The sequence below is a fragment of the Psychrobacter sp. 78a-MNA-CIBAN-0178 genome (assembly GCF_040309625.1).
GTDB classification, from domain to species: domain Bacteria; phylum Pseudomonadota; class Gammaproteobacteria; order Pseudomonadales; family Moraxellaceae; genus Psychrobacter; species Psychrobacter okhotskensis.
Window position 1 is genome coordinate 1 of sequence record NZ_JBEOOZ010000006.1, and the last position, 23,014, is coordinate 23,014.

Consider the following 23,014-nt stretch of genomic DNA (forward strand, 5'->3'; position numbering starts at 1 on the left):
ATGGCTTTGATTCCTTGCAAATATAGACAGTATATAGCGTTAGACCCTACGCCAGCATGAATAATGTCCATTACACCTATTTTCTCAATAAAAAGCACCGCTCTGGGTTCCAGAGCGGTGCTTTTTTGTTTCACGTGAAACTTTAAGAATTAAAAACAGCAACTACTATTCTTCATCAGTGTTAAAACGCCATGCCAATATACGGGTGTTTTTCTGTCCTTGGCTCATCTCAATAATGCGCATCTGTGTGACATCAAGCTGCTTTAGCAATAGCTGTAAAGGTTTTACGTTTTCAGACTTCGAGACTAAGCTAGTAAACCAGCCAACATGCTCAGCGAAATCTTGGCTCTCTTTTATCATCTTAGTCAAAAAGGTAATCTCGCCACCTTCACTCCATAGCTCTTTATGCTGACCGCCGAAGTTTAGGTTTTGTGCCGCATTGCCAGATTTCGTTGAATGTCGGCTTACTTGCTCGTTTTCATTCTTGCCACGATGGCGTTGCAAATTATGCTGCTTGCGGGTATTGGATTCCATCGCTTCTTCTAGTGACGCATGGAATGGCGGGTTGCACACGACCACATCGAAGTAATCTTGACGACCGATGATACCTGCAAAAAACTTCTTCGGATTGGGTTGTAGTTTTACTTTCACTGCGCCTTTTAGCTTTGGATTGGCTTCACAAATCAATGCCGCGGTATTGACCGAAATAGGGTCGATATCGCTCGCGGTAAAGCGCCAACCGTAGCTTTGGCTGCCGATAATAGGGTAAATAGCACTGGCACCAGTACCAATATCTAAGGCATGGATTTCTTTACCCATCGGCGGTGTATTATCGTCATTCATGTGCGTGGTTTGCGCCAATAAGTCAGCGATGTAATGAATATAATCGGCACGCCCCGGAATCGGTGGACACAAATAACCTTCAGGAATGTCCCAAAATTTAACGCCATAATAATGGGCCAATAGCGCCTGATTAAGCACTCTTACCGCTTGATGATCAGAGAAGTTAATCGTTGGCTCGCCATTAGGATTGGTAATCGTATGCTTGGCAAGCTCAGGCAAAGCGCGGGTCAATACCGCAAAGTCATAGCGGCCTTGGTGCGGATTGCGTGGATGCAGCTGGCCTAATTTTTTGGCAGTCTCAGGTGATCTGTTTCTGTGATTGTTAGCGGTCGGGCGACGGTTCATAGGCTTACTGGTCATAGTATCGGGCTTTGATGTTTGAATATAATCAACCATTTTAGCAGATTTCGCGGCTAACGAATGTCTTATCGGCTACGTAAAATCAGGTTTAATCCCAATACGATCATCGCGGTACCTAAGACGCGGTCAATCCAATGCTCAAAGCGTTGAAAGCGACGATGTATCGCAGGAATGGAGAGTAACATCACTACGGTGCTAAACCATGCCATCTGTAAGACCATCATCCATACGCCATAAATGGAAAGCTGCCAAAGTGGTATATTAGGTGACAATACCAAGGTAAATATAGCGACAAAATAGACGGGCGCTTTTGGGTTAAATACATTACAAAAAAAGCCGCGACGTAGAATGGCGAAAGTTGAGTCGCTATTAATAGAAGGTTTTTTGGTAGAAGGCAGCGGTGTTTGCTCGGTAGACTTAGTGTTTGAAGTATCAATGCCTACATTTTCTGAAGCTGCTAAATCTAATGGTTTTTTCGGTTTGGCCTGAATGCCTTGCCACCCTAGATAAATCAGATAACCACCACCCAGCCATTTAATCGCTGTCAGTAACGGCTGCGAATGGGCGATGACCGTTGCCAAGCCCAGTACAGAATAGACAACGTGTATGCCTAGGCCAAGCGTGATGCCAAGACTACAAATCAGACCCGTACGCCGACCCTTTGACAAGGTTTGCTGCGAGACCAAAACGAAGTCAGGGCCGGGCGAGGCGGCTGCCAATAAGTGAACGCCTGTAATCAGCAAAAACCCATGCCAAAATTCCATAACACTCTCTAAAAAAGCGGAGTTTTTCAAGCTAGTTGTCACCATCAAGCCCAATTAAGCAGCTTGTAATCTCATCTTTTCTGGCTCTTTTGCAGGATTCAATGTCGTCGGACCCACAGGCTCGCAATCTCTCACCTCTTGACTGCCCCAACGTATTGGATTTTGAGCTTTAGCTTGCTGCATCGTCAGCTTACGTTTTGCCAGTATTTCCTTATCCTCACCCGTATGGCGCTGACTCGGCGTCACAAAGTTCAGCTGACTGTGTTTGTGCTCATTATTGTACCAGCGCGTGAAGCTCAGCACCCAGTCACGAGCCGCCTCTAAGCTTTTAAAGCCTTGGGTGGGCCAACTAGGACGATACTTGCACGTCTTAAACAAAGACTCTGCAAAGGGGTTGTCATTACTCACACGCGGTCTGCTATATGACGTCACAACGCCTAATTCATAGGCCTTCATCCTCATAGTTTGCGCCTTCATCGGTGCCCCATTGTCTGAGTGTAATACCACACCGCTATGTAGCGCCTTTTCACGGATGAGGGTACGCTCAAGCAGCTGAGCTGCTAATACTCCTGACTCACAATCATACACCTCCTGACCGACAATCTTACGGCTATAGACATCCTCTATCATGTACAGGTAATAGAACTGCCCCCGTACGGGACTTGGCAAATAAGTGATGTCCCAGCACAGCACCTGACCTGGAGCGGTCGCAGTAAAGGTTTGTGGTGCCTTTGATGCGCTAGGGGCTAAGCGACGACCTCGATGGTTGAGCTGATTATGCTGCTTAAGTAGTCGGTAAAAGGTAGACTCTGAGCCATGATATATGCCTTCATCAAGTAAGGTGGGTACGATTTGGGTGGGCGGTAGACTGGCAAAGCGGGGCTGATTGCAGACGGCTATAATGGCGGCTTGTTCCGCTACGCTCATCTTGTTAGCCGGTACAGGGCGGATAGCTTCAGCACGCTTATCTTGCTGCACTTGAGAATCTTTATACCAGCGCCGATAGGTACGCACGCTGATGCCAACCTCACAACAGGCAGGGTTGAGCCTAGCGCCTGCTTGGGTGGCGTCTTGTATCCATTCTATATATTGGATGCGCTCTGGGAGTGAGGTTAGTCGTCCTCGGGTTCGGTCTCCCAAAACGCATCCAGCTTTTTTCTGAGCACCAGTAAGGCGGCGGTCTCAGCCAAGGCTTTTTCTTTTCGAGCAAGCTCTCGGGTGAGTTGCTTAATCTGCTTGCGGTCTGTCTGCTGTTGACGCTTGTCTTTAAGGCTCTGTTGTTTGCTGCTGCTAAAGCCCTTAAGAGCGTCAGTGCGCCACGCTTTTATTTGCTCAACATAGAGACCTTTACTACGGCAGTATTCGCTAAGCTCGGTCTCGGATAAGCCGCCTGTTTCGATGACGGTGGCAAGTTTGGTCTCGCTTGACCAGTTATCAGGAGTACGTTTATTTGTCGGCATGGGCTGACCTTGTTCTCTGGCGTGATTGCGCCAATTATACAGGGTCTGAAGACCGATGCCTTCCTCTCTTGATACTTGAGCCACGCTTAGGTTTAATGGGGGTTGCAGTTTGCTGAGTATGGCTTGTTTACGTTCATTACTATATCTTGGCATGATTGGTCCTTGTGCCCCCCATTTGGATTAATATTTAGGGGTGACAACTATCCTGCCATAGGGGGAAAGTCAGAAGTTAAATAATAGTTGCACTTATCATAAATCAGGTCAATGTTTATTGATGCGTACTGTATTCGCAGCAGTTCTCTTGCTTGTTTTATAGCGTAGGGATGTCTATATTAAAAGTGCACTAATGACCATACTTGAGCCAATAATCCTCATTTAACAAGGACGAAATCATGACGACGGACAGTAATCATCCAGACAATCGAATCACTTATGAGATCCAAGACCATATTTGTCTGATTGGGATCAATCGAGAAAAAAAGCGCAACGCCTTTGACAGTCATACGATCAGACAGTTGTCTCAAGCGTTGACTCGCTACGAAGATGACGACCAGCTACGCTGCGCTTTGATATTTGCTCATGGTGATCATTTTACCGCGGGGCTCGATTTGGTCGAGCTACAAGACAAGCTAGACGAGGGTGTCTTTGAGTTTACTGACAACCAAATTGATCCATGGGGCATTGGTGGACGCTTGCGTACCAAACCTGTGGTGGTGGCGGTAAAAGGCACTTGCTTTACGGTGGCTATCGAGCTGATGCTCAATTGTGATGTGGTGATCGCCAGTGATAACTGTAACTTTGCCCAAATGGAAGTCCAGCGCGGCATCATGCCATTTGGCGGTGCAACGGTACGGTTTGTCGCGGCGGCAGGCTGGCAAAAAGCCATGCCATATCTACTCACAGGAAAAGCATTCGATGCGCAAACGGCTGATCGACTGAACTTGGTCAGTGAAGTGGTTCCCAATGGTAGTGAGTATGAGCGTGCGTTGACATTAGCAAAAGAAATCTGTCAGGCCGCACCGCTTGGTGTAAAAGGGGCAATCTCATCAGCCCAAGATGCGAGCCGCAATGGTGCTGCTAGTGCACTTGCTAATATCCATACCTATTTGCCGCCGCTCTTCAATTCAGAAGATGCCAAAGAGGGCATGATGGCGATGGTTGAGAGACGTGAGGCTGAGTTTAAGGGATGTTAAATATGAGGTTGTACTTTAGTAATTGATAGTTTTTTTACATCATTTAGATGACTATTTAATTTGTTTAAGCTTGTTGAGTAGTTATCTAATAAAATAATCAAATGCTGAACATACGGTTATACCGTTTTTGTAATGCTATCTTACCACCCTCCATTATTTCGCAAACATTTTCTCTAACATTTACTTCTTGTAGAGCTCCAGATGCATTTATATTGATCTGTCCTTTCTCCTCAAGTGCAACAACGTATTCAGAGTCTCCATTAACTACTATATTAGGATTGTGCGTTACAATGATTATCTGCCTTTCTTTCTTCGATTCATGAAGTTTCGAAACAAGCAAGCTTGAGATCAAACCATTATCAAGGTCATCCTCAGGTTGATCTAGAATCAGAGGCTCTGATCCATATGATAAAAGAAATGAAAGTATAGCAGAAGCTTTCTGACCAGCAGACCCATGAGCTACATCTTTAAACCTTCTTCCATCATGGAACTTTATTGTAAGATTATCTTCTGGAAACCAAGTTTGAATTGAGTCTTTAGTAGACGGATTTAGATTATTCAATAAATCTTTAAAACGCTTACTTAACCTTAAGTCAGATGCTTCATCTAAAGAGTCTGTTGTAAGAGACTTTTTGAGTGCATCCAAAATTGCAAATATATCTTCAATACTAGAGGTGTTCATTTTACCTATAGCTTCTAACTCTTCATTCAATTCATAAAGCATTCCTGATTTTTTATCAAAGTCATATATGTCTGAAACAAAAGTATTATCAGTTTTACCGATTATATCTCTAAATGTACTATCTAAATGATACCTATCACAAAGCGGGAGTATCTGAATTTGGATTGCATCGTTACCATTTATATATCTATTTAGAAATTCTATTCTGTTTTCTGTCAGTTCAATTCTTATATCGATGATTGATTGGTACGAATTTTGAATCTGACCGTTTACTTCCTGAATTCTTTTTTCAACTTGATTCAATGAGTCGATACTTTTCTCTAAAGACAACTTGGTATCTATTAAACTTTCATATTGATTAGAATTTTCTATACCTTGACTTATAAAGGTTTGACTAAGGTTTGTCTGAGCAGCTACAGCTGCCGATTTTTCAGATATGAAGTTACTTTGACTATAGCTTTTGTCGAAAGCGTCTAGCTGACTTTCTAAGGTGTAAATTTTATTTAGTATATCTTGTTTGAAAGTTTCTAACTGTTCTGAAAGAAGTTCCAAGTGATTAGCTATTTCAACTTCACTTTCTAATATAGGTTTAAACTCATTCAGGTTCAATTTAGGCGATTGCTCATCGATTAAATTAGTAAATAGATTAGAAAAATTTACGATACTACTTTGATATTCTGAAATAATCCTACTTTTGTTTGCATAGTTCTGATATTTGGTTAATACTTCTTGATGTGAAGAGTTTTCTAGAACAGATATTTTTTGCTCGATATCTGCCAACTGACCTACTAGAGTTGGCTTATGAGATATTTGAAGTTCTAGTTCTCTCTTTTGTGCGCATAATGAGTAATAACGACTGATTTCATCTCCCCATCGCATGTTCCATTCTTTATATTGTACACTCGAAGACTGATCTATTAAGTTGAGAAGCGCATTAGGGTTTTTTGCAAAATCATAGACCTGCTTTTGACTAAATATTTTTATTGGAAAACGAGAGTAAGCATCTCCATCTTCTACAATCCAGTCATCCTCTACCTTCTTTTTAATTTCTACTTTGGGATTAATCTGACTCCACTCAAGTGAATAAAGTGCTGAATCTTTATGATATAAGCATACAATATGAGTGTCTTCTAATAACACACCTTCTGAACCTTTTGTATTGCAAATCTTTATAAAGTTTTCAAAAGTTCTGCGAACTTCATTGTTAGGATTTAAGTTTTGAATATCACGAGCTCTATCCATACCTAATCTTATAAACTCTAATACTGAAGATTTGCCACTTCCTCTACCACCGATCAATGTATTCAGCCATGGGCTAAAAGATATTGTTAAAGGAGTAGAACGACCAGCATACTTTGTATTACGTATAGTGATTGATTGGAGCCTATTGTTTGAAGTTTGATTAGGGTTTTGGTTTTCAGAGTCTGAACGTATAATTGATGATTTATCATCTATTAAAGCAAGTCTCAAACCTTCTATAGAGGGAGTTGACATTTTGAACCAAGTAAAACCTTTGTTTATACGGTCAGGATGATGAGCATCTGAACCTATAACAGACGGTAGAACGATGTTTGTATTTATATATCTAGATAAAGGAGCTTCTTCTCGCTCTTGATCAGGAAAAATAATTTCAACTGCATCAGCTATTTCACATACCTGCTTTATTGTATGAGAAGAGCTTTGAGTGCAAATACCAGAATATAAATCGATATGAGCAGGAATAGCCAAGCCCCCTGCTTTCTTTATTTCTTTTATAATAAGTTCAGCACTGAGTTCAGCAACAGCATCACTATTACCTCGTGTACCTCTGAACCTTGAATGAGTAATAACTGCTTCTATATCTGATGATGTAAAGGATGGATCAAATATTCCAAGTACATGAATATTTGAATTCGCAGTAATTTCTACACCCGGAAATACATGTATTATCTTACCTTCATCTCTCAGTTCACTAGCAGCTTGTTTTAACAAATCTATCCAACTACCACTATTATGGTCAGTTACGGCCACACATTCTATTCCGTGTTCTATGAAACCTATTAACCAGTCTTTAGGTGTGATGTTTTTTAAATTTTTATCGCCTCCTCCATAATCGAAGGAAGCAGGAGTATGAGTATGAATATCAAATTTCCACCAACGGGCACCTACGACATCCATATCTTTTCCTTTCAATTAATATATGTGATATTGATTGCTTATTGACCTATAGTACATTATCCAATTAGACAAATGTTAAACTAAATAGCTGATATGAATTGAGCTAGAAATACAATTTCTTGTTCTTACAATAGATGAGCCACGCCTAGATAAGCAGATAATAGCGGATGGCAGGATTGGCTACTTTTCACCATTACACACCTCAAACCTCACCCAAATTCTCCAAATCCACATACTCTTTTTTACCATGAATCTTATACATCTTACGCTTGATCTCTGGATACAGGGTAATATCGATATCAGGTCGGCTGCCGCCCATTAGATAAGTGGCATCGGCATCGCTATCATTACGCATCGAATGCGCCGCGCCATGGGCAGGGAAGCCCACAAAATCTCCAGCACTTAGTTGATATTGCTCATCGCCGAAGCGCAGCGACAACTCACCTGACAGCACATAAATGAACTCATCGGACTCCTCATGATAGTGATGTGTCGTCGTCTCATCGCCTGCCTCTACCCGCACCAGATGCAAGCCAAATTTGGTCAGACCGACGATGTCACTGAGCGACACCGTATGGCGAATGGCGTGTTCATTGAACTGATGGACGTGTTTGGTCTCAGGTGTATTGACGATATCGGATTTTGTTAGGACGTAAGCGCGCGTATCCGTAGGCGGCTTTTGCTCTGGTGTGGTCATCATCTCTCTCCGTGATTGATATTTTGAGTGTACCTCACTATTTGCCACTAGTGCTAGGGGTTAAACCGCACAAAGGAGGCGCGATTTAAACATATAGCGACTTTCATTATTCCTCATAAAGCGATTGGTGCAAGCCCATTGATGTTGTACCCTAAGTCATTATTTTTTGATTAAGGAGAGGGTGGATGCAATACAACTTTGATGAGGTCATCGACAGACGGGGCACGGGATCATCCAAATGGCACTATAGCGATGACACGATTGCGCTATGGGTGGCGGATATGGATTTTAAGGCCGCACCGCCTATCTTAAACGCGATTGAGCAAGTCACGCAGCATGGCATATTGGGCTATACCAAACCCACAGCAGCATTGTATGACGCTATTATTGAGTGGCATAGCAGTCGCTATGACTTGCGATTGGATCACGAAAATATCCTATTCTCTCCCGGTGTGGTGCCAAGTTTGGCGCTAATGATGCATGTATTTACCGAAGTAGGGGAGGCAGTACTGGTCAATGATCCTATTTATGCGCCATTTATGAGTAAGGTTGAGCAAAATGGTCGCACGCTTGTGACCTCAGCGCTCAAAGAAGTGGACGGAAAATATCATTTGGATTTGGCTGATATCGAAGCCAAGATCATTGAGCATAAGGTTAAGCTTTATTTATTGTGCAATCCGCACAATCCGGGCGGGCGAGTGTGGACAGCTGATGAGCTTGAAGCGTTTCTTACGCTTTGCAAAAAGCACGATGTGGCGATTGTCAGTGATGAGATTCATCAAGACTTGACCTTGAGCGGTCATACATTCACGCCGTTTTTGACGCTGGCAACAGGTTATGAGCATAAGGTAGTCAGCCTAACCTCCATGACCAAGACCTTTAATATCGCTGGTATCAAAGGCTCGATGATCTTTGCTAAAGATAAAGGATTAATCCAAAAAATCAGCCAGCAGCAGCAGTTAAATGATGAGTACGAGCTCAATTTATTTGCTTATACGGCCATGCGTCATGCGTACGAGCAAGGTGGCGCATGGCTCACGCAAGCACTTGAATATATAGAGGCCAATATTGATTTCACAGTGCGCTTTTTAGCAGAGCACTTGCCTGAGATCAAGATCATGCGCCCAGAAGCATCGTATTTGATTTGGCTGGATTGTTCAGCGTATGGGCAAGAGGATCAAATGCTTTATGACACCTTGCGAGCTGCTAAAGTTGAGCTCAATGCGGGCATTAAATATGGTAATGAAGGACACCTGAAAATGCGTCTGAATGTGGCGTGTCCTAAAGAGCTGCTGACAGAAGGATTAAATCGTATTTATACCGCTTTGGGTAAAGACAGCAAGCATGGATAAGATTGATTTAAATTAGATAAGTGTAAATAGCAAAAACCCCGCGATGGCGGGGTTTTTATTGGCTTTGATTAAAGTAAATAATAGTCTCTACTTCTACAATCGGCTTACTGAGCGGGCTTGTAGTAGTCAACCATCATCGTACCCAACGTGCCGTTTTCATCAATCGTCACTATCCTGACCGTACCTGTCTGTGAAGCTGTACTAGAGCTGACTTGACCTGCGTTGCCCAAGACGATCTGATTGGCATTGGCAGCTTTTACCCCATTACCGATAGCGATGCTGTTTAAACCGCCCGCCATCGAGATATTACCAATCGCAATAGAAGATTCGCCTTGTGCCATGGCCGCCTCACCGACGGCGGTTGCACGCATACCACTGGCATTGGCTAAATGACCAAAGGCTTGTGCGCGTTCGGCGGTGGCTTTGGATTGCCAACCGATAGAGGTTGAGCCAAGACCTGCGGCGTTGGCTTCACCACCAACGGCGGTTGCGGAGTTTAGACCTGCATTGGCTTTGTTACCGACGGCGACGGTGTCGTTAGTGCCACCAGCCATGGCGGCTTCACCGACTGCGGTAGAGCGAACACCGCTAGCATTGGCTAAGTGACCAAAGGCTTGCGCGCGTTCGGCAGTGGCTTTTGACTGCCAACCGATAGAGGTTGAGCCTAGGCCTGCGGCATTGGCTTGACCACCGACAGCGGTTGCTGAGTTCAGACCTGCATTGGCCATATTACCGATAGCAACCGTGTCGTTAGTGCCGCTAGACATAGCACTATTGCCTAAAGTAATGGCAGTAGAGTTAGCGTTTGCCATCATTTGAGCGTTTGCAGTAACAGGTTGAGCCTCAGCGCCTGTGGTCATAGCTGTACATGCAGAGGTCGCGGCAACGGCGAGAGTAAGCACGCTCATTTTGAGTGCTGAATGTAGTGAAAAGTCCATTTTCATTGATAAATCCTTTTTAAAAGCCCAAAAGGCTAATTGGTTTGGTTTTGCTAGAGTTGATGTATATTTTAACGCTCGCACTATCAACGTACTCTGACGTAAACAACTGAAAACCATTCAGAGTTCGCAGTTTAAATGTAGCACTAATGGTGAAGGGCAATTCAACTATTGTTAGTATTATTCCTCCAAAGGTCGTTTAAGCCGATGGATAGATAATGACGGTTGAGTAAAGCTTAGATTTCTAAGGCGTGTCCTCATTTTTAGCTCATTTAGGCGCTTTCGTCCAGATTGAAGATAGGCCCTAATCATTTAAACAGTAAAGACAACGCTATTATCTAGACTTATAATAAGTGACCACTATCTTTTAGGAAAATGTCAGTGCTATACAACTTTGATGAAATAATCGACAGACGAGATACGGGATCGGTCAAATGGCATTACTTTGATGACACGATTCCGCTATGGGTCGCGGATATGGATTTTAAGGCTGCCGCGCCAATCTTAAACGCGGTTGAGCAAGTCGCACAGCATGGCATATTGGGCTATACCAAACCCACTGCGACCTTGTTTGATGCGATTATTAACTGGCATGGCAGTCGTTATAATTTACAGCTAGATAAAGAAAACATCTTGTTCTCGCCGGGTGTCGTGCCAAGCCTCGCGCTGATGATGCACATCTTTACCGAAGTAGGCGATGCGGTACTGGTCAATGATCCCATTTATACCCCATTTATGACTAAGGTGAAGCAAAATAATCGCACGCTAGTGATGTCGGCATTAAAGGAAATTGACGGTAAATATCAACTGGATTTGGACGATATCGAAGCTAAGATAATTGAGCATGACGTCAAGCTTTATCTACTCTGTAATCCGCACAATCCGGGCGGGCGGGTGTGGACGAGAGAGGAGCTTAAAGCGCTGCTTACGCTATGTAAAAAGCACAATGTAGCGATTGTCAGTGATGAAATTCATCAAGATTTAACCTTAAGTGGTTATACGTTTACGCCTTTGTTAAAGCTAGCAGAAGCCGAAGGATACGCGCATAAAGTGGTCAGCTTAACCTCCATGACTAAAACCTTTAATGTAGCGGGTATCAAAGGCTCGATGATCTTTGCTAAAGATGAAGCGTTACTGAAAAAAATCAGTCAGCAGCAGAATTTAAATGATGAATACGAGCTGAATTTATTTGCTTATACGGTGATGCAAAGTGCTTATGAAGAGGGCGGAGAGTGGCTAGAGCAGGTGCTGGCTTATATTGAAAAAAATATTGAGATCACGATAGATTTTTTAGCAGGGCATCTGCCGGATATCAAGGTGATGCGCCCTGAGGCGTCGTATTTGATTTGGCTTGATTGCTCGGCGTACGGTGAGGATAATCAGGCGCTTTATGACAAACTGCGCGACGCTAAAGTTGAGCTAAACGCGGGTATCAAATACGGTAATGAGGGACATCTGAAAATGCGTATTAATGTGGCGTGTCCTGAGGCGCTACTGCGTGAGGGGTTAAGTCGGGTTTATGCGGCTTTCAAAGGTAGGGTTTGATCTCAATACTTTCTGTATAAAACTTGGGCTTACATCAGCAACAGCGCAAAAGTAGGATTAACTAATATTTAGTGCCTTTATCTATCTACAGTTAAATTTGTCGACGGTTTAGAATAGCTTTAAGTTTATGAAGTTATTTAGCCCATCTAATTATTTATATTCTAATACTGATTGTTTCTATGTAAACAACTGATTATGAAAGATATTTTATATATTCTATTTGAAACTTCTGTATTTTCTAATTTTTGCTCTTTTACTCATCAACTGAATTCGCTCAGTTTTCTAATAGGATGGTGTCTTACTATAAAAAAGTACTTGACAATCGAAGTAAAAAATATTACATTGTAACAATAGAAAAAGCCCATGCACACTCCAACTTATCAGGGGAGAAGTGTACATGGGCTTTAGAGTCACTTGGAGGATATTTAAATGAACAAGTTCATACCACCTTTTTGTTTTACTGCGGAGCAGTGATGAATACTATACATGACGCTATAAACTTTGTCAAATCTCAGGCTGACTATCAGGACTCACGATCTTCTCATTTTGATTCACAAGGTGATGAGGTTAGAGCACGAGCCTATCAGTCTCGATCCCAAGAATTCTCTAATCTATTAAAGTTTATTGAAGAAAACTGTGAGAGCAACTCTGTCTCAAATTCAATATACATTACTCCAGAAGATCTCATAGGTCTTCCTGAAGAAGTCATAAAAGAACTTAATATTTCCGAATCGGATCGCCATGAATTTTTTATAATGAGAATTATAGAAAAGCTTGGTGGTGTCGCAAGCATTGATAAAATTATTATTGGCGCTTACAGGGATAGTAAAGAAATTCTTGAACGTCAAAAATTGAATGCAAAGCTCTATCGTATGTCATCTAAAGGTCTAATATATTCACATCCTAACAAGAAGGGTGTTTACAGCATAAAAGAGGTAAAGGGCGAACTGGAAGATTCAGATTGGCTAGAAGAGTTATAAGAATTAGCGACTTCGCGTCAGCAAAGTCGCTTAATACACAGACTAGTATATGTCGAGTAAACTAAAAGAGCAGTGTATTATCTCGGGGGAGAGATACGCTTATCTTAGTACAAATGTTTCGATAAAGCAATGATTAGCATTTGTATGTCTGTGTCAACAATGTGCTCGACACAACTGCATAGGAGTAAATTTTATGCAAAATAAAAGTAAGCTATTTAGTGAGTATTTCGGGTTAAAAGCGCCTGAAAATGGGTTTGAGTTCTTTGATTTAGATTTATATGAGGATACTAAGCTGTTTATAGATCCTTACTATTTATCTCGGATTAAGGATAGTAATTATGTATCAAGTATAAATAAAACCTTAAAAATTTTTATGCATGATCTATTACAGCTTGTAAGTAATAACCAAAGAGTAAAAGCTCATGATCTTTGCCCTCACTTTTCAGAGACTAAAGGAACAGGGATTGGTTATGCTAAAGGTAAAATTAGTGGGAGTGGAGCTGGTGAGGTCTTGTCCACTCACTTAGTAGATATAATGTTCGACTCCAAGGCTATAACCTCTAATAATGTGAAAAGTTTAGAAGAGTGTGCTGTAGTATGTGAGGGTATTGGAAAAGACAGGGCTTCTGATATTGTTTTAAGCGTAGGCAAGCTAGGTTTTATTGAGTTTACTCAAGCACAATGTCGGAAACATTCGGTTCCTATGAAATCAACACAGAAGAAACTGAGGTATTTTTGCCCATTAACAAAGCAGTGGCAAGCAGATTACTTTGATTTACCTCATGTTGTGAACTCTAGCTCTAGAGAAGAGCAGCATGTTATATTGATACCTGATAAAATTTTATCTACTACTGTAATATATGATCATAAGTATTTTATACGTCACGTTTTGATACCTTATTTTAAGAAAGATGCAATAAATCGAAACCTAAGCTGCGTCAAGACTCGTCAGAATGGTGATAAGTTTGTTACTAATGATGACTTGCTTACTTATCCTGAGTATAGTGCAATTGGCAAATTAGATATTAATGATTTCGTTGAATTACATCCTGAATCGTTTGAGCAGTTTAAAAGAATTTATGCGCCTTATCGTTACAGCCGATTGAAAGCTGCATAAGATTTTTCTAGATTTGATTTTAGAGATGGACTAAGTTATTGCTTAGTCCATTTTTTTTGAATGGAACTGTGATCCAATCTACAACCTAAACCTATTTGCCTTAATACTACTTTAAATTAACTATCAATAGTCGCCTTGAGGCGCGTTTTAGCCGTGACTGACGCGGTATCCTGTGCGACTAAGCGAGTTGCGGGCACTTGGCTGAGGGTAGTGTCGAGAATACAGGAATGCCATCAGCCATTAGTGCCCGCCACGCTTAGGGGTACAGATACAAGCAAAAGGCGCGATTAGCTCCCACAACATACCAACCAAAATCATCCCACCTTTTGACCACTCCTAATACGCCAACAATTTAAACTCGCGCAGACTACTTGGCGGGGTATCCTGTGATGTCTTGAATGCTTTGATATAAGGGTTTTAGGCGCTCGTACATCTTCAGATAGACTTCGTTATACAGACGCTTGTAGAGTTGCACGTTGGCTTCAATAGGTAAGAATTCGTCGCCTAAATGGGTCATAGCTTTGCTGGCTGCGGCGTGGTCAGGATAGACGCCGAGACCCACCGCGCAGTTGATGGCAGCGCCGAGGCCAGTAGCTTCAAAAGTGTGCGGGCGGTAGGCGGGCATGGCAAAGATGTCGGCGGTGAGCTGCATGGCGGCGTCACTTTGGGAGCCGCCGCCTGAGACGCGCAGGTGTTTGATGGGTTTGCCGGTACGTTTTTCGATGGTATCAAAGCCAAGTTTAAGCTCGTAAGCCAGCCCTTCTAAGATGGCGCGATAAATATGCGCGCGTGTATGCACATCACCAAAACCGATAAGTGCGCCTTTGCCTTCAAGCCCCGGATGACGGACACCGGGTGACCAATACGGCTGCATGATGAGTCCCATACAGCCGGCTGGAATGTCTTTGACGGCGGCATCGAGGAGTTTTTCGGTGTCGATACCTTGGGTTTTGGCGAGTTGTTGCTCGTAGTGGGCGAATTGTTCTTTAAACCAGCTGACCATCCAAAAGCCGCGATAAATCATGTACTCGTGGTTGTAGTAGTGCGGGGCGGCGGCGGTGTAGGCGGGCATGTGTTTGAGGATTTCGACGTAATCGGGGGAGATGGTATTGATAGTGGCGGTAGTGCCAAAGCTAAGACACGCGGTGTCGGCGGCAAGTCCCGCTGCGCCTAGGGCTTCGCAAGCTTTGTCACTGGCGGCGGCAATCATCGGTGTGCCTTTTAAGATACCCGTAGCTTTGGCTGCTGCCGCGCTAATTTGACCGAGCTTTCGCCCCGGCGGAATAATTTTGGGCATTTGCTCTGGTCGACAGCTGAATAAGCGCCACTTTAAATCTTTAGGTTTTAGCCATGCTTGCGCTTTGAAGTCATAAGGCAAGTAGCCAACCGAGTGCCCTGTCGAATCGGCAAGCTCTCCTGTGAGCTGATAAGTCAGGTAGGCAGAGAGATTGACATAGTGCGCAGTCTTTTTCCAGATTTCAGGCTCGTTTTGCGCGAGCCAATTACAGCGCGCTTTTTGCTGCGCTTCTTGCACCAGCTCGCCCATACCGATGATTTTGGTCAGCGGGTTTAAAAAACCAATGTCATGAGTTTCAGCGCGGCGCAAATCCATCCAGACGATAGCGGGGCGAAGCGGCTGTTTGTCTTTATCCAAACAAATCATCGTATAACGCTGAGTGGCGAGACTGACGCCGGCGATTTGCTCAGGTTTAATATCGCAGCTTTGCCAGAGTTGCTGGCAGGCCTCAGACAGCTTTTGCCAATAGTAGTCGGCGTGCTGCTCGGCATAATTGGGCTGCTCGGAGAAATACGGCTCGATAGGCACGCGCGCTTTAGCAATCTCAGTGCCAAATTGATCAAAGATAAGCGCTCTGACGCTTTGGGTACCATTATCAATGGCTAAGAAATAAATAGGGTCATCAAGGGTGGTCATAGTCGTCCTTAACTATGTGGTGATAAAAAATATTAAGCTGCAGGCAGATGATAATAATGCTGCCATAAGTCTTGATAGCGAGCGACTTCTTGCTGCCACTTTTGCTCATCCCAGCCAAGCTCTTGCTGACAAATTTGCTTCAGTCTGGCACTGATTAATGGCGTCATCGCACCATGCGGCAGTATCAACCCTAAGCGCGTACGACGCAGTAGTAGGTCATCCAAATGAATGACTTGCTCATAGCGTGCAGCAAAACGAATCTCCGCCCAAATGGTATTGCTGTCGGTGACATAAGCCAGATCGTCTTCATGGGCAAGTTCAAGCAACCTATCAAGTTGTAGACCGTAAAACCCTTGTAAGCGCTGTTGTAGAGATTTTGGTAAAGTGGCGAATTTAGGGTTGGTTGGGATTTGATTGCTAAAGACTTGGTCGCTGTCTAGGTTGTTGTTTTGAACAACTGACTCATCAAGGGCGAGCACTTCTTGACACTTTTTAAGGACATCAAGCGCAATGAGGCGAAAGGTCGTGAGCTTACCACCGCTGACGGTCACTAGGTTATTATCCAACCACACGCTATGATCGCGCTTTTCTTTGCTCGGACTGACGCGCTTACCGTCGCCACCTTCTGAAATCAGTGGACGCACGCCCGCCCACGTGCTGATGACATCCTCTCGATTGAGATCGGCATCATCAAACAGCGCATTGGTCGCCGCTAGTAGGTAATCGACCTCTTCGCTAGTAATACCGACCTCTTCATCGCCTAATGGTGGATGATCCAAATCGGTGGTGCCAAGGACGGTGCGGTTTTCCCACGGAAAGACGAACACCGCTCTTTTATCGACAGGGTGTAAAAAAGTATAGGCCTGATGAATAGGCAAGCGCTCTTGACTGACTACCAAATGACTGCCGCGTGAGGGACGGATCTGCTTATTAAAGGTTTGCTCCGTTTGCTTACTGGCTTGCATACGTAAGGTATCGGCCCAAGCACCTGTGGCACTGACGACGACTTTGGCGTGAACTTTATAGGTTTGATCTTTATTAGCAGATATAGAATCCGCCTCGGCGGTATCTTTAAGAGTTGCACCAACGACTAAGCCTTGCTCATTGGTGATAAGTGACTCCGCTTTTAGATAGTTAATCGCCTGCGCACCGTCATTGATTGCTTCGTCTAAAACGCGCATAACTAAGCGCGAATCATCGGTGACCGCATCGCTAAACTGGCTAGCCCCCAAAAACTTATCTTGCTTGATATGAGGATTAAGACGCAAAAAAGCGTCCTTTTTAAAGTAGGTAAAATAGCGCTTGCCTGCGAGCCTATCGTAGACACGAAGCAAAGTATTAAATATCCATGGCGGTGGGAACTTGCCTTTATAATGCGGCATGACGAAATGCATCTCGTTGACCAAACCGCCAGCCTCACTCAGCATGCGCTCACGTTCACGCACGCTAAGCAAAGTCGTTTTATAATCGCCTGAGGCAATATAGCGCAGCCCACCATGTACCATTTTACTAGAGCGGCTGGACGTGCCCCAAGCAAAGTCTTTTTGCTCGATAAGTAATACCGCCAAGCCGCGCCGCGCTGCTTCGCGGGCAATCCCAGCACCAGTAATACCGCCGCCAATAATGAGCATATCCCAAGGCTGCGTTTGAGATAAAGGTGCTAGGGCTTGCTGGCGTTGTTTGGTTTGGTTCATAGATGATTCATCTTAGTTATCCATTGATATGACATAGGCAGTTTTAAACAAAAAAGCGTCATGATTACGGTGTGCGACAGCAATATTTTTTCTTGCGTGCTGCGCCAGAAGAGGCTGCTTAAAAATATCGCTATAGTACTTATCATTCCTCTTTTTAAGCAATCACTCTTCGAGCAACACACCCGGATTCATACGCTGCTCAGGATCTAAGCTTTTGATCATATCGCTGGTGACTTGCAGACCAAGCTCGCCTTTTTCGGCAACGAGATAAGGCGCGTGATCACGGCCAACACCATGCTGATGCGATATTGTCGCTGTACCATTGGCCAAACTTAAACTGGCCGCCTTTTTAATTTTTTGCCAGCGTTTTAAGGTAGCAGCATGATCTTTTGCCGCTCTAAAAAAGTAAGTCGTATAAAGACTGGCACCTTGTTTATAAACGTGCGAGATATGAGTAAACGCCATGACGTCTTCGCCTTCATCTGCTAGCGAAGTTTTCACCGCATCCTGCATCTGTGCCATTTGCTCATCGATATTAATCCAGTTGGTCGCGGTCTCAAAGGTATCGACCATGATGCCTTTTTCCCACAGAGTGCCACGAAGATAAGGAAACTTAAAACGCCCGTGTGCCCAGATATTGCCCATGATATCGGTCAGCTTACCCGTGACACTGCCGTGCTGCTTTAATAATTTATTGAACTGGGTCAGCGCGAGTTTATTCTGCGCTTTATCGCCTGAGACGCCGTAAGTCAGCATGACTTTATCTGAGCTAAGCCCGCGCGCTTTTAGATAAGTGCTAATAGCCAAGAATTGACTAGGCGTAGTGCCCAGATGTAAGTGTGCATCGGTCTCGACTGCATTACTGAGACGTAGCATAGACAGACGAACATTGCTCTGCACCGCTTGTTTTAGTACGGCTTTACCTGCTGCCCAATTGGGTAAAAAGGCAACTTTAAATAGCTCTTGTTCCGGTTGTGACTGTACGCGCATTTTTACTGTCGTAAAGATGCCGGCGCGACCTTCGGTGCCCATCATCATCTCACGCAAATCAGGCCCTGCCGATGAAGCCGGAATATCAGCGATATTTAGCACACCTTGCGGCGTGACTAGCGTACCGCCCGCAAACATTTGCTCGATGCGCCCGTAGCCCAACGACTGCTGACCACTAGAGCGCGCGGCGATCCAACCGCCAAGGGTTGACAGCTCCCAAGACTGCGGATAATGTCCCAAGCGGTAGCCATGCTCGTCCAGTTGTTTCTCAACGGCTGGCCCTTGCGTACCCGCACCAAAGGTTGCGATTTGACTCTCATTATCTAAGTCCATCAGCTGATCCATCTTGCTCATAGCGACGGTCAATACGGGGCGCGAGCCCTTTTGTGGATTGATATGACCAACGACGGAAGTACCACCACCAAAAGGAATGACGATAAGATCATGCTCTTGGGCTAATTTAAGTAATTGCTCGACATCATCAGTCGATTCAGGGAAAGCGACACCATCAGGGAAGACTTCAAAGTCACCACCGTGCATAGCGATCCAATCGGGAAAACTTTGCCCACGGGCGTGTCTAAGTCTCACTTCGTTATCGACAGATACGGTATCAAGCTCAGTCATAGCAACAGGCAAGCGGGATTTGGGGACGGTTTTAAGTACTTGCTGCAAGCTGACAGACTTTAGCTTATTGGTTTTGCCGATGTGTGATTTGATTAATTTCGCACCGTGTGGTGAGACTTTTTTATTGATACTGACATTGCCCCAGCCATTCCAGCGCGTTTGCTCGATGGGTGTATTTAAGGAGGTATTATCTTTTGAGACGCTATCTACACTGATGTTATCGATATTTTTATTATCAGAATTTACGGCGATAGGTGCAGACTGGTCAGATTTAGGGCTTTTACGGATAAGGGATTTGATTTTGCTCATAGAAGTTTAGCCTTTCGATTTATTATATAGTCACATTTTATATAAATCGGATGCGAGGTCAGGCGCGCTCAGTCTACTATCCTGTAGACACTTCACTCGTCTTCCCTGTATCCAAATTATCCTGAACCGACTATCACTTTTATTTAGGTTTGGATTGAGATCTGGTGTTAATCATTAGAGCCAATATAACGATCGCTTAACGGCAGATAGTGAGCGACAGCTAGCGATGCTATAACCTACCTACTATCAAATCATTACAACGTCAACCTCGCTGACCATACTAATGTATAGCTTGTACTCGATTGCTTTGTATTAATATATATTGATATCATTTGCGAATGACTATATATCTACCGTGCTAACGTTAAACTGCTTATCATTTGAGCATATCACAATATAAACAAAACGTTTATACGTACTCGTCATTTGTATAATAAAAAATTATCATTTTTGTTAAACAGTCCTATTATTAGGACTTACTCGAATATAAATGTCATCTCCACCTAGCTATTTATTAAGAATTATTTATTGAGCTTGCTGTCTCTTTTTTCCCCACGCTTGCCTTCTGACATTCAAATAATCGTCAATATTCGCTAATAACGGGTCATCGCTATTGATAACTAGCAAAAATCGTCAATAATTAACCATCTAATAGCCAATAGAGGACGTAAACTTGTTAAAATAGGCCACCAATTTATTTATTGATGGACATCGATTTATGACCACTGCCGCTGCCACTCCTGCATTACCTACTATCAAGCAAGACCGTATCCTCATTCTCGATTTTGGCTCGCAGTACAGCCAGTTAATCGCTCGCCGTGTGCGCGATTCTGGCGTTTTCTGTGAGATGTTCCCTTACGACATCGACACTCAGCGTATCACGGATTTTGGTGCCAAAGGTGTCATCCTATCGGGTGGTCCTGAGAGCGTACACGCAGAGAATAGCCCACGTATCAACGATGCCGTGTTTGACTTGGGCGTGCCAGTATTGGGTATTTGCTACGGTATGCAGGCGATGGCGGATCGTTTCGGTGGGCAGGTTCATGCCAGTGATATTCATGAGTTTGGTGCGGCGACCATCGAAGTAAATGGTCACTCGCAGCTGACTGACGGTATCGAAGACAGCAAGACTGACGGCGCGGCTGCCAAGCTAAACGTTTGGATGAGCCATGGTGATAAAGTCATCGAAGCGCCTAAAGGCTTTGACATCGTTGCTAGTACGCCAAGCTGTCCGATTGCGATTATGGCCGATGATGCCAAACAGTACTATGGTCTACAGTTCCATCCTGAAGTGACGCACACTCTACAAGGTCAAGCGTTATTGGGTCGTTTCGTACATCAGATTTGCGACTGTGCGGGTGATTGGACGCCAGACAATATCGTCGATATGCGCGTGGCACAGTTAAAAGAGCAAATCGGTGACAAGCAAGTATTGCTTGGTCTATCAGGCGGCGTTGATAGCTCAGTGGTTGCGGCGCTATTGCATAAAGCGATTGGTGATCAGCTAACGTGTGTGTTCGTTGATAATGGTCTGCTACGTCTGCACGAAGGCGATCAAGTGATGCAAATCTTTGCTGAAAACATGGGTGTAAAAGTCATCCGTGTCGATGCCGAAGATTTATTCTTAAACGCCTTAGCAGGCGAGTCTGATCCAGAAGCCAAACGTAAAATCATCGGTAAAACCTTTATTGATGTCTTTGCCAATAGTGCGCGTGAAATCAGCGAGCAAAGCGACGGTAAAGTCATTGAGTTCTTGGCGCAGGGTACGATTTATCCTGATGTTATCGAATCAGCCAAGTCGCATCAAGGCAAGGCCCACGTGATTAAGAGCCATCACAACGTCGGCGGTTTGCCAGATGATTTGGCGTTTGAGTTGGTCGAGCCATTACGCGATTTGTTTAAAGATGAAGTGCGTAAACTTGGTATCACCTTGGGCCTGCCAGCAAAAATGATCTATCGTCATCCGTTCCCAGGTCCAGGTTTGGGCGTGCGTATCCTTGGCGAAGTCAAAAAAGAATATGCCGATATCTTACGCCTTGCCGATGCGATCTTTATGCAAGAGCTGGAGCGCTCAGGCTGGTATGACAAGACCGCGCAAGCATTTGCGGTATTCCAACCAATCAAATCGGTCGGCGTGGTTGGCGATGGTCGCCGCTATGCGTGGGTCATCGCGCTACGTGCCGTTGAAACTGTAGACTTTATGACCGCGCGCTTTGCCCATCTACCGTATGATTTGATCGAGACAGTATCGAATCGCATCATGAATGAAATCGCGGAAGTATCTCGCGTGACGTATGATGTGTCGAGTAAGCCGCCGGCGACGATTGAGTGGGAATAATTATTCATATGCTATGATTGTAATATCAACGCAAAGGAGTGATGGACTATGAAACTGGTTCATGTGGGACAAAACGAGTGGATGTTTGAAGATGACGTTAGCGATAAGTCGGCTGACAATAGATCAAATGCGCTTGGCGCTGGTAGAGCGCTTAATCTTAAAATAAAAGCCTTTGTAGATGCCGAGGTAAAAAGAGGTCGTGATATCAACGATATTATGAATGAAGTCATGACCAAATTTCAGCATGAAATTGTGCAAGACTTTGATGAGCAGCCGCCAACCTCATTCCAAGTGATACAGATGACGCTGGAGAAAGAAGGTTATGAAGTGGCTCGTGATATTGCTCAGTTTTTAGTATTAGAGAATATGAATGACCCTGATGCTTACTTTAACTTAGCATTTTTGTGTGAGCAGCATGATGACAGCTTTTTAGCACTATTGAGTAGCCGCGAATGTATGCGCCTATACTTAGAGTATTTCCCCAAAAACTTTAATTGGCAAAAAAGTAAGCTGCCATGGGGCATTATGGAGAACCGTCCCTTTTTGCGAGCGCTGTTTCAGCTGGCAAATGTCTATGCTGACAATATGAGCTTTGATGAAGCCTGCGAGCAGGGAGAAAGGCTGCTACAAGTTTGCCCTAATGACAACCTAGGTATGCGTGAAGCGCTGATAGAATGGTACATGTTTACCGAAGAGTATCAGAAAATAATTCGAATTTGCGACAACTATCCAGAGGATATGCTTGCAAATATCGCTTTCGGTAAGGTGCTGGCTTACTGTTATCAAGATAAATTAGATAAGGCTGAAAAAGAGTGGGATATCGCAAAAGATAACTTGCCTGAAGTGGCGCATGAAATTCTTAAAAAGCGTCATCCTAGACCACGCGGTATGGGTATCAATAGTTATGGTATCGAAATTGGTGGTAAAGAGCAGGCTTATCTCTACTGGCAAGATATGGGCGATTGGTGGGAAGAAAATACTACCGCTCAAACCCTGATTGAGAAAAAACGTGCTGAGAAAAAGAAGAAAAAATAATTT

Annotated in this window: 16 protein-coding genes; 7 read left to right on the top strand and 9 right to left on the bottom strand. The window is 43.9% G+C overall.

Annotated elements, in window-relative coordinates; genetic code table 11:
- Positions 1–165: 165 nt before the first annotated feature.
- The 3 genes from rlmF to AAEY80_RS05560 all read right to left on the bottom strand — a co-directional run bounded on the left by rlmF (position 166) and on the right by AAEY80_RS05560 (position 3,580).
- Positions 166–1,203, bottom strand: a complete 1,038-nt coding sequence (gene rlmF / locus AAEY80_RS05550) for a 23S rRNA (adenine(1618)-N(6))-methyltransferase RlmF (protein WP_101211925.1) — start codon at positions 1,201–1,203, stop codon at positions 166–168.
- Between the two features lie 65 nt (positions 1,204–1,268).
- A complete protein-coding gene (locus AAEY80_RS05555) occupies positions 1,269–1,967 on the bottom strand; it encodes a LysE family translocator (protein WP_350588009.1) in 699 nt (232 codons plus the stop codon).
- Between the two features lie 54 nt (positions 1,968–2,021).
- Positions 2,022–3,580 (bottom strand): IS3 family transposase gene (locus AAEY80_RS05560; protein ID WP_149038738.1). Its coding sequence is split into 2 segments (ribosomal slippage): positions 2,022–3,115 and positions 3,115–3,580, totalling 1,560 coding nucleotides; the frame shifts between segments, so codons are not numbered across the junction.
- Positions 3,581–3,819: 239 nt separating this feature from the next.
- Here AAEY80_RS05560 and AAEY80_RS05565 point away from each other — a divergent pair.
- Positions 3,820–4,620 carry a crotonase/enoyl-CoA hydratase family protein gene (locus tag AAEY80_RS05565; RefSeq protein ID WP_350588010.1) on the top strand — a complete coding sequence of 267 codons (801 nt, stop codon included), beginning with the start codon at positions 3,820–3,822 and terminating at the stop codon, positions 4,618–4,620.
- A 97-nt stretch (positions 4,621–4,717) separates the two neighbouring features.
- Here AAEY80_RS05565 and AAEY80_RS05570 read toward each other — a convergent pair whose 3' ends face one another.
- Together AAEY80_RS05570 and AAEY80_RS05575 are read right to left on the bottom strand one after the other, a co-directional pair.
- Positions 4,718–7,459 carry a TrlF family AAA-like ATPase gene (locus AAEY80_RS05570; RefSeq protein ID WP_350588012.1) on the bottom strand — a complete coding sequence of 914 codons (2,742 nt, stop codon included), beginning with the start codon at positions 7,457–7,459 and terminating at the stop codon, positions 4,718–4,720.
- Between the two features lie 202 nt (positions 7,460–7,661).
- Positions 7,662–8,159 (bottom strand): cupin domain-containing protein, encoded by a 498-nt coding sequence (locus tag AAEY80_RS05575; protein WP_350588013.1) that lies wholly within the window; start codon positions 8,157–8,159, stop codon positions 7,662–7,664.
- Between the two features lie 182 nt (positions 8,160–8,341).
- Between AAEY80_RS05575 and AAEY80_RS05580 the strand changes: the two genes are divergently transcribed.
- Positions 8,342–9,508, top strand: a complete 1,167-nt coding sequence (locus tag AAEY80_RS05580) for a MalY/PatB family protein (RefSeq protein WP_350588014.1) — start codon at positions 8,342–8,344, stop codon at positions 9,506–9,508.
- Positions 9,509–9,612: 104 nt separating this feature from the next.
- Here the strand turns inward: AAEY80_RS05580 and AAEY80_RS05585 are convergent, their stop codons facing one another.
- Positions 9,613–10,452, bottom strand: a complete 840-nt coding sequence (locus AAEY80_RS05585; RefSeq protein ID WP_350588015.1) for a hypothetical protein — start codon at positions 10,450–10,452, stop codon at positions 9,613–9,615.
- Between the two features lie 369 nt (positions 10,453–10,821).
- Between AAEY80_RS05585 and AAEY80_RS05590 the strand changes: the two genes are divergently transcribed.
- From AAEY80_RS05590 to AAEY80_RS05600, 3 genes are all read left to right on the top strand, one after another.
- Positions 10,822–11,991: a MalY/PatB family protein gene (locus tag AAEY80_RS05590; protein WP_350588016.1), complete on the top strand. Its 1,170-nt coding sequence runs from the start codon at positions 10,822–10,824 to the stop codon at positions 11,989–11,991.
- 293 nt (positions 11,992–12,284) lie between these two features.
- Positions 12,285–12,971, top strand: a complete 687-nt coding sequence (locus AAEY80_RS05595) for a hypothetical protein (protein WP_350588017.1) — start codon at positions 12,285–12,287, stop codon at positions 12,969–12,971.
- Between the two features lie 193 nt (positions 12,972–13,164).
- The gene (locus tag AAEY80_RS05600) at positions 13,165–14,088 is read left to right on the top strand and encodes a DUF8370 family protein (RefSeq protein WP_350588018.1); all 924 of its coding nucleotides are present in this window, start codon (positions 13,165–13,167) and stop codon (positions 14,086–14,088) included.
- Positions 14,089–14,455: 367 nt separating this feature from the next.
- On the opposite strand, the gene AAEY80_RS05605 is transcribed toward AAEY80_RS05600, so the two are convergent.
- The 3 genes from AAEY80_RS05605 to AAEY80_RS05615 all read right to left on the bottom strand — a co-directional run bounded on the left by AAEY80_RS05605 (position 14,456) and on the right by AAEY80_RS05615 (position 19,638).
- The gene (locus tag AAEY80_RS05605) at positions 14,456–16,021 is read right to left on the bottom strand and encodes an FGGY-family carbohydrate kinase (protein ID WP_350588019.1); all 1,566 of its coding nucleotides are present in this window, start codon (positions 16,019–16,021) and stop codon (positions 14,456–14,458) included.
- 32 nt (positions 16,022–16,053) lie between these two features.
- On the bottom strand, positions 16,054–17,715 hold the full coding sequence (locus AAEY80_RS05610) for a glycerol-3-phosphate dehydrogenase/oxidase (protein WP_350588020.1): 1,662 nt from the start codon (positions 17,713–17,715) through the stop codon (positions 16,054–16,056).
- A gap of 162 nt (positions 17,716–17,877) precedes the next feature.
- Positions 17,878–19,638 (bottom strand): FAD-binding oxidoreductase, encoded by a 1,761-nt coding sequence (locus AAEY80_RS05615; protein ID WP_201616372.1) that lies wholly within the window; start codon positions 19,636–19,638, stop codon positions 17,878–17,880.
- 718 nt (positions 19,639–20,356) lie between these two features.
- On the opposite strand from AAEY80_RS05615, the gene guaA reads away from it, so the two are divergent.
- Positions 20,357–21,976, top strand: coding sequence for a glutamine-hydrolyzing GMP synthase (gene guaA / locus AAEY80_RS05620; protein ID WP_350588021.1), 1,620 nt, complete (start codon positions 20,357–20,359; stop codon positions 21,974–21,976).
- Positions 21,977–22,024: 48 nt separating this feature from the next.
- Entirely contained in the window at positions 22,025–23,011 is a 987-nt protein-coding gene (locus AAEY80_RS05625) for a tetratricopeptide repeat protein (protein WP_102076599.1), read from the top strand.
- Positions 23,012–23,014: the final 3 nt, after the last annotated feature.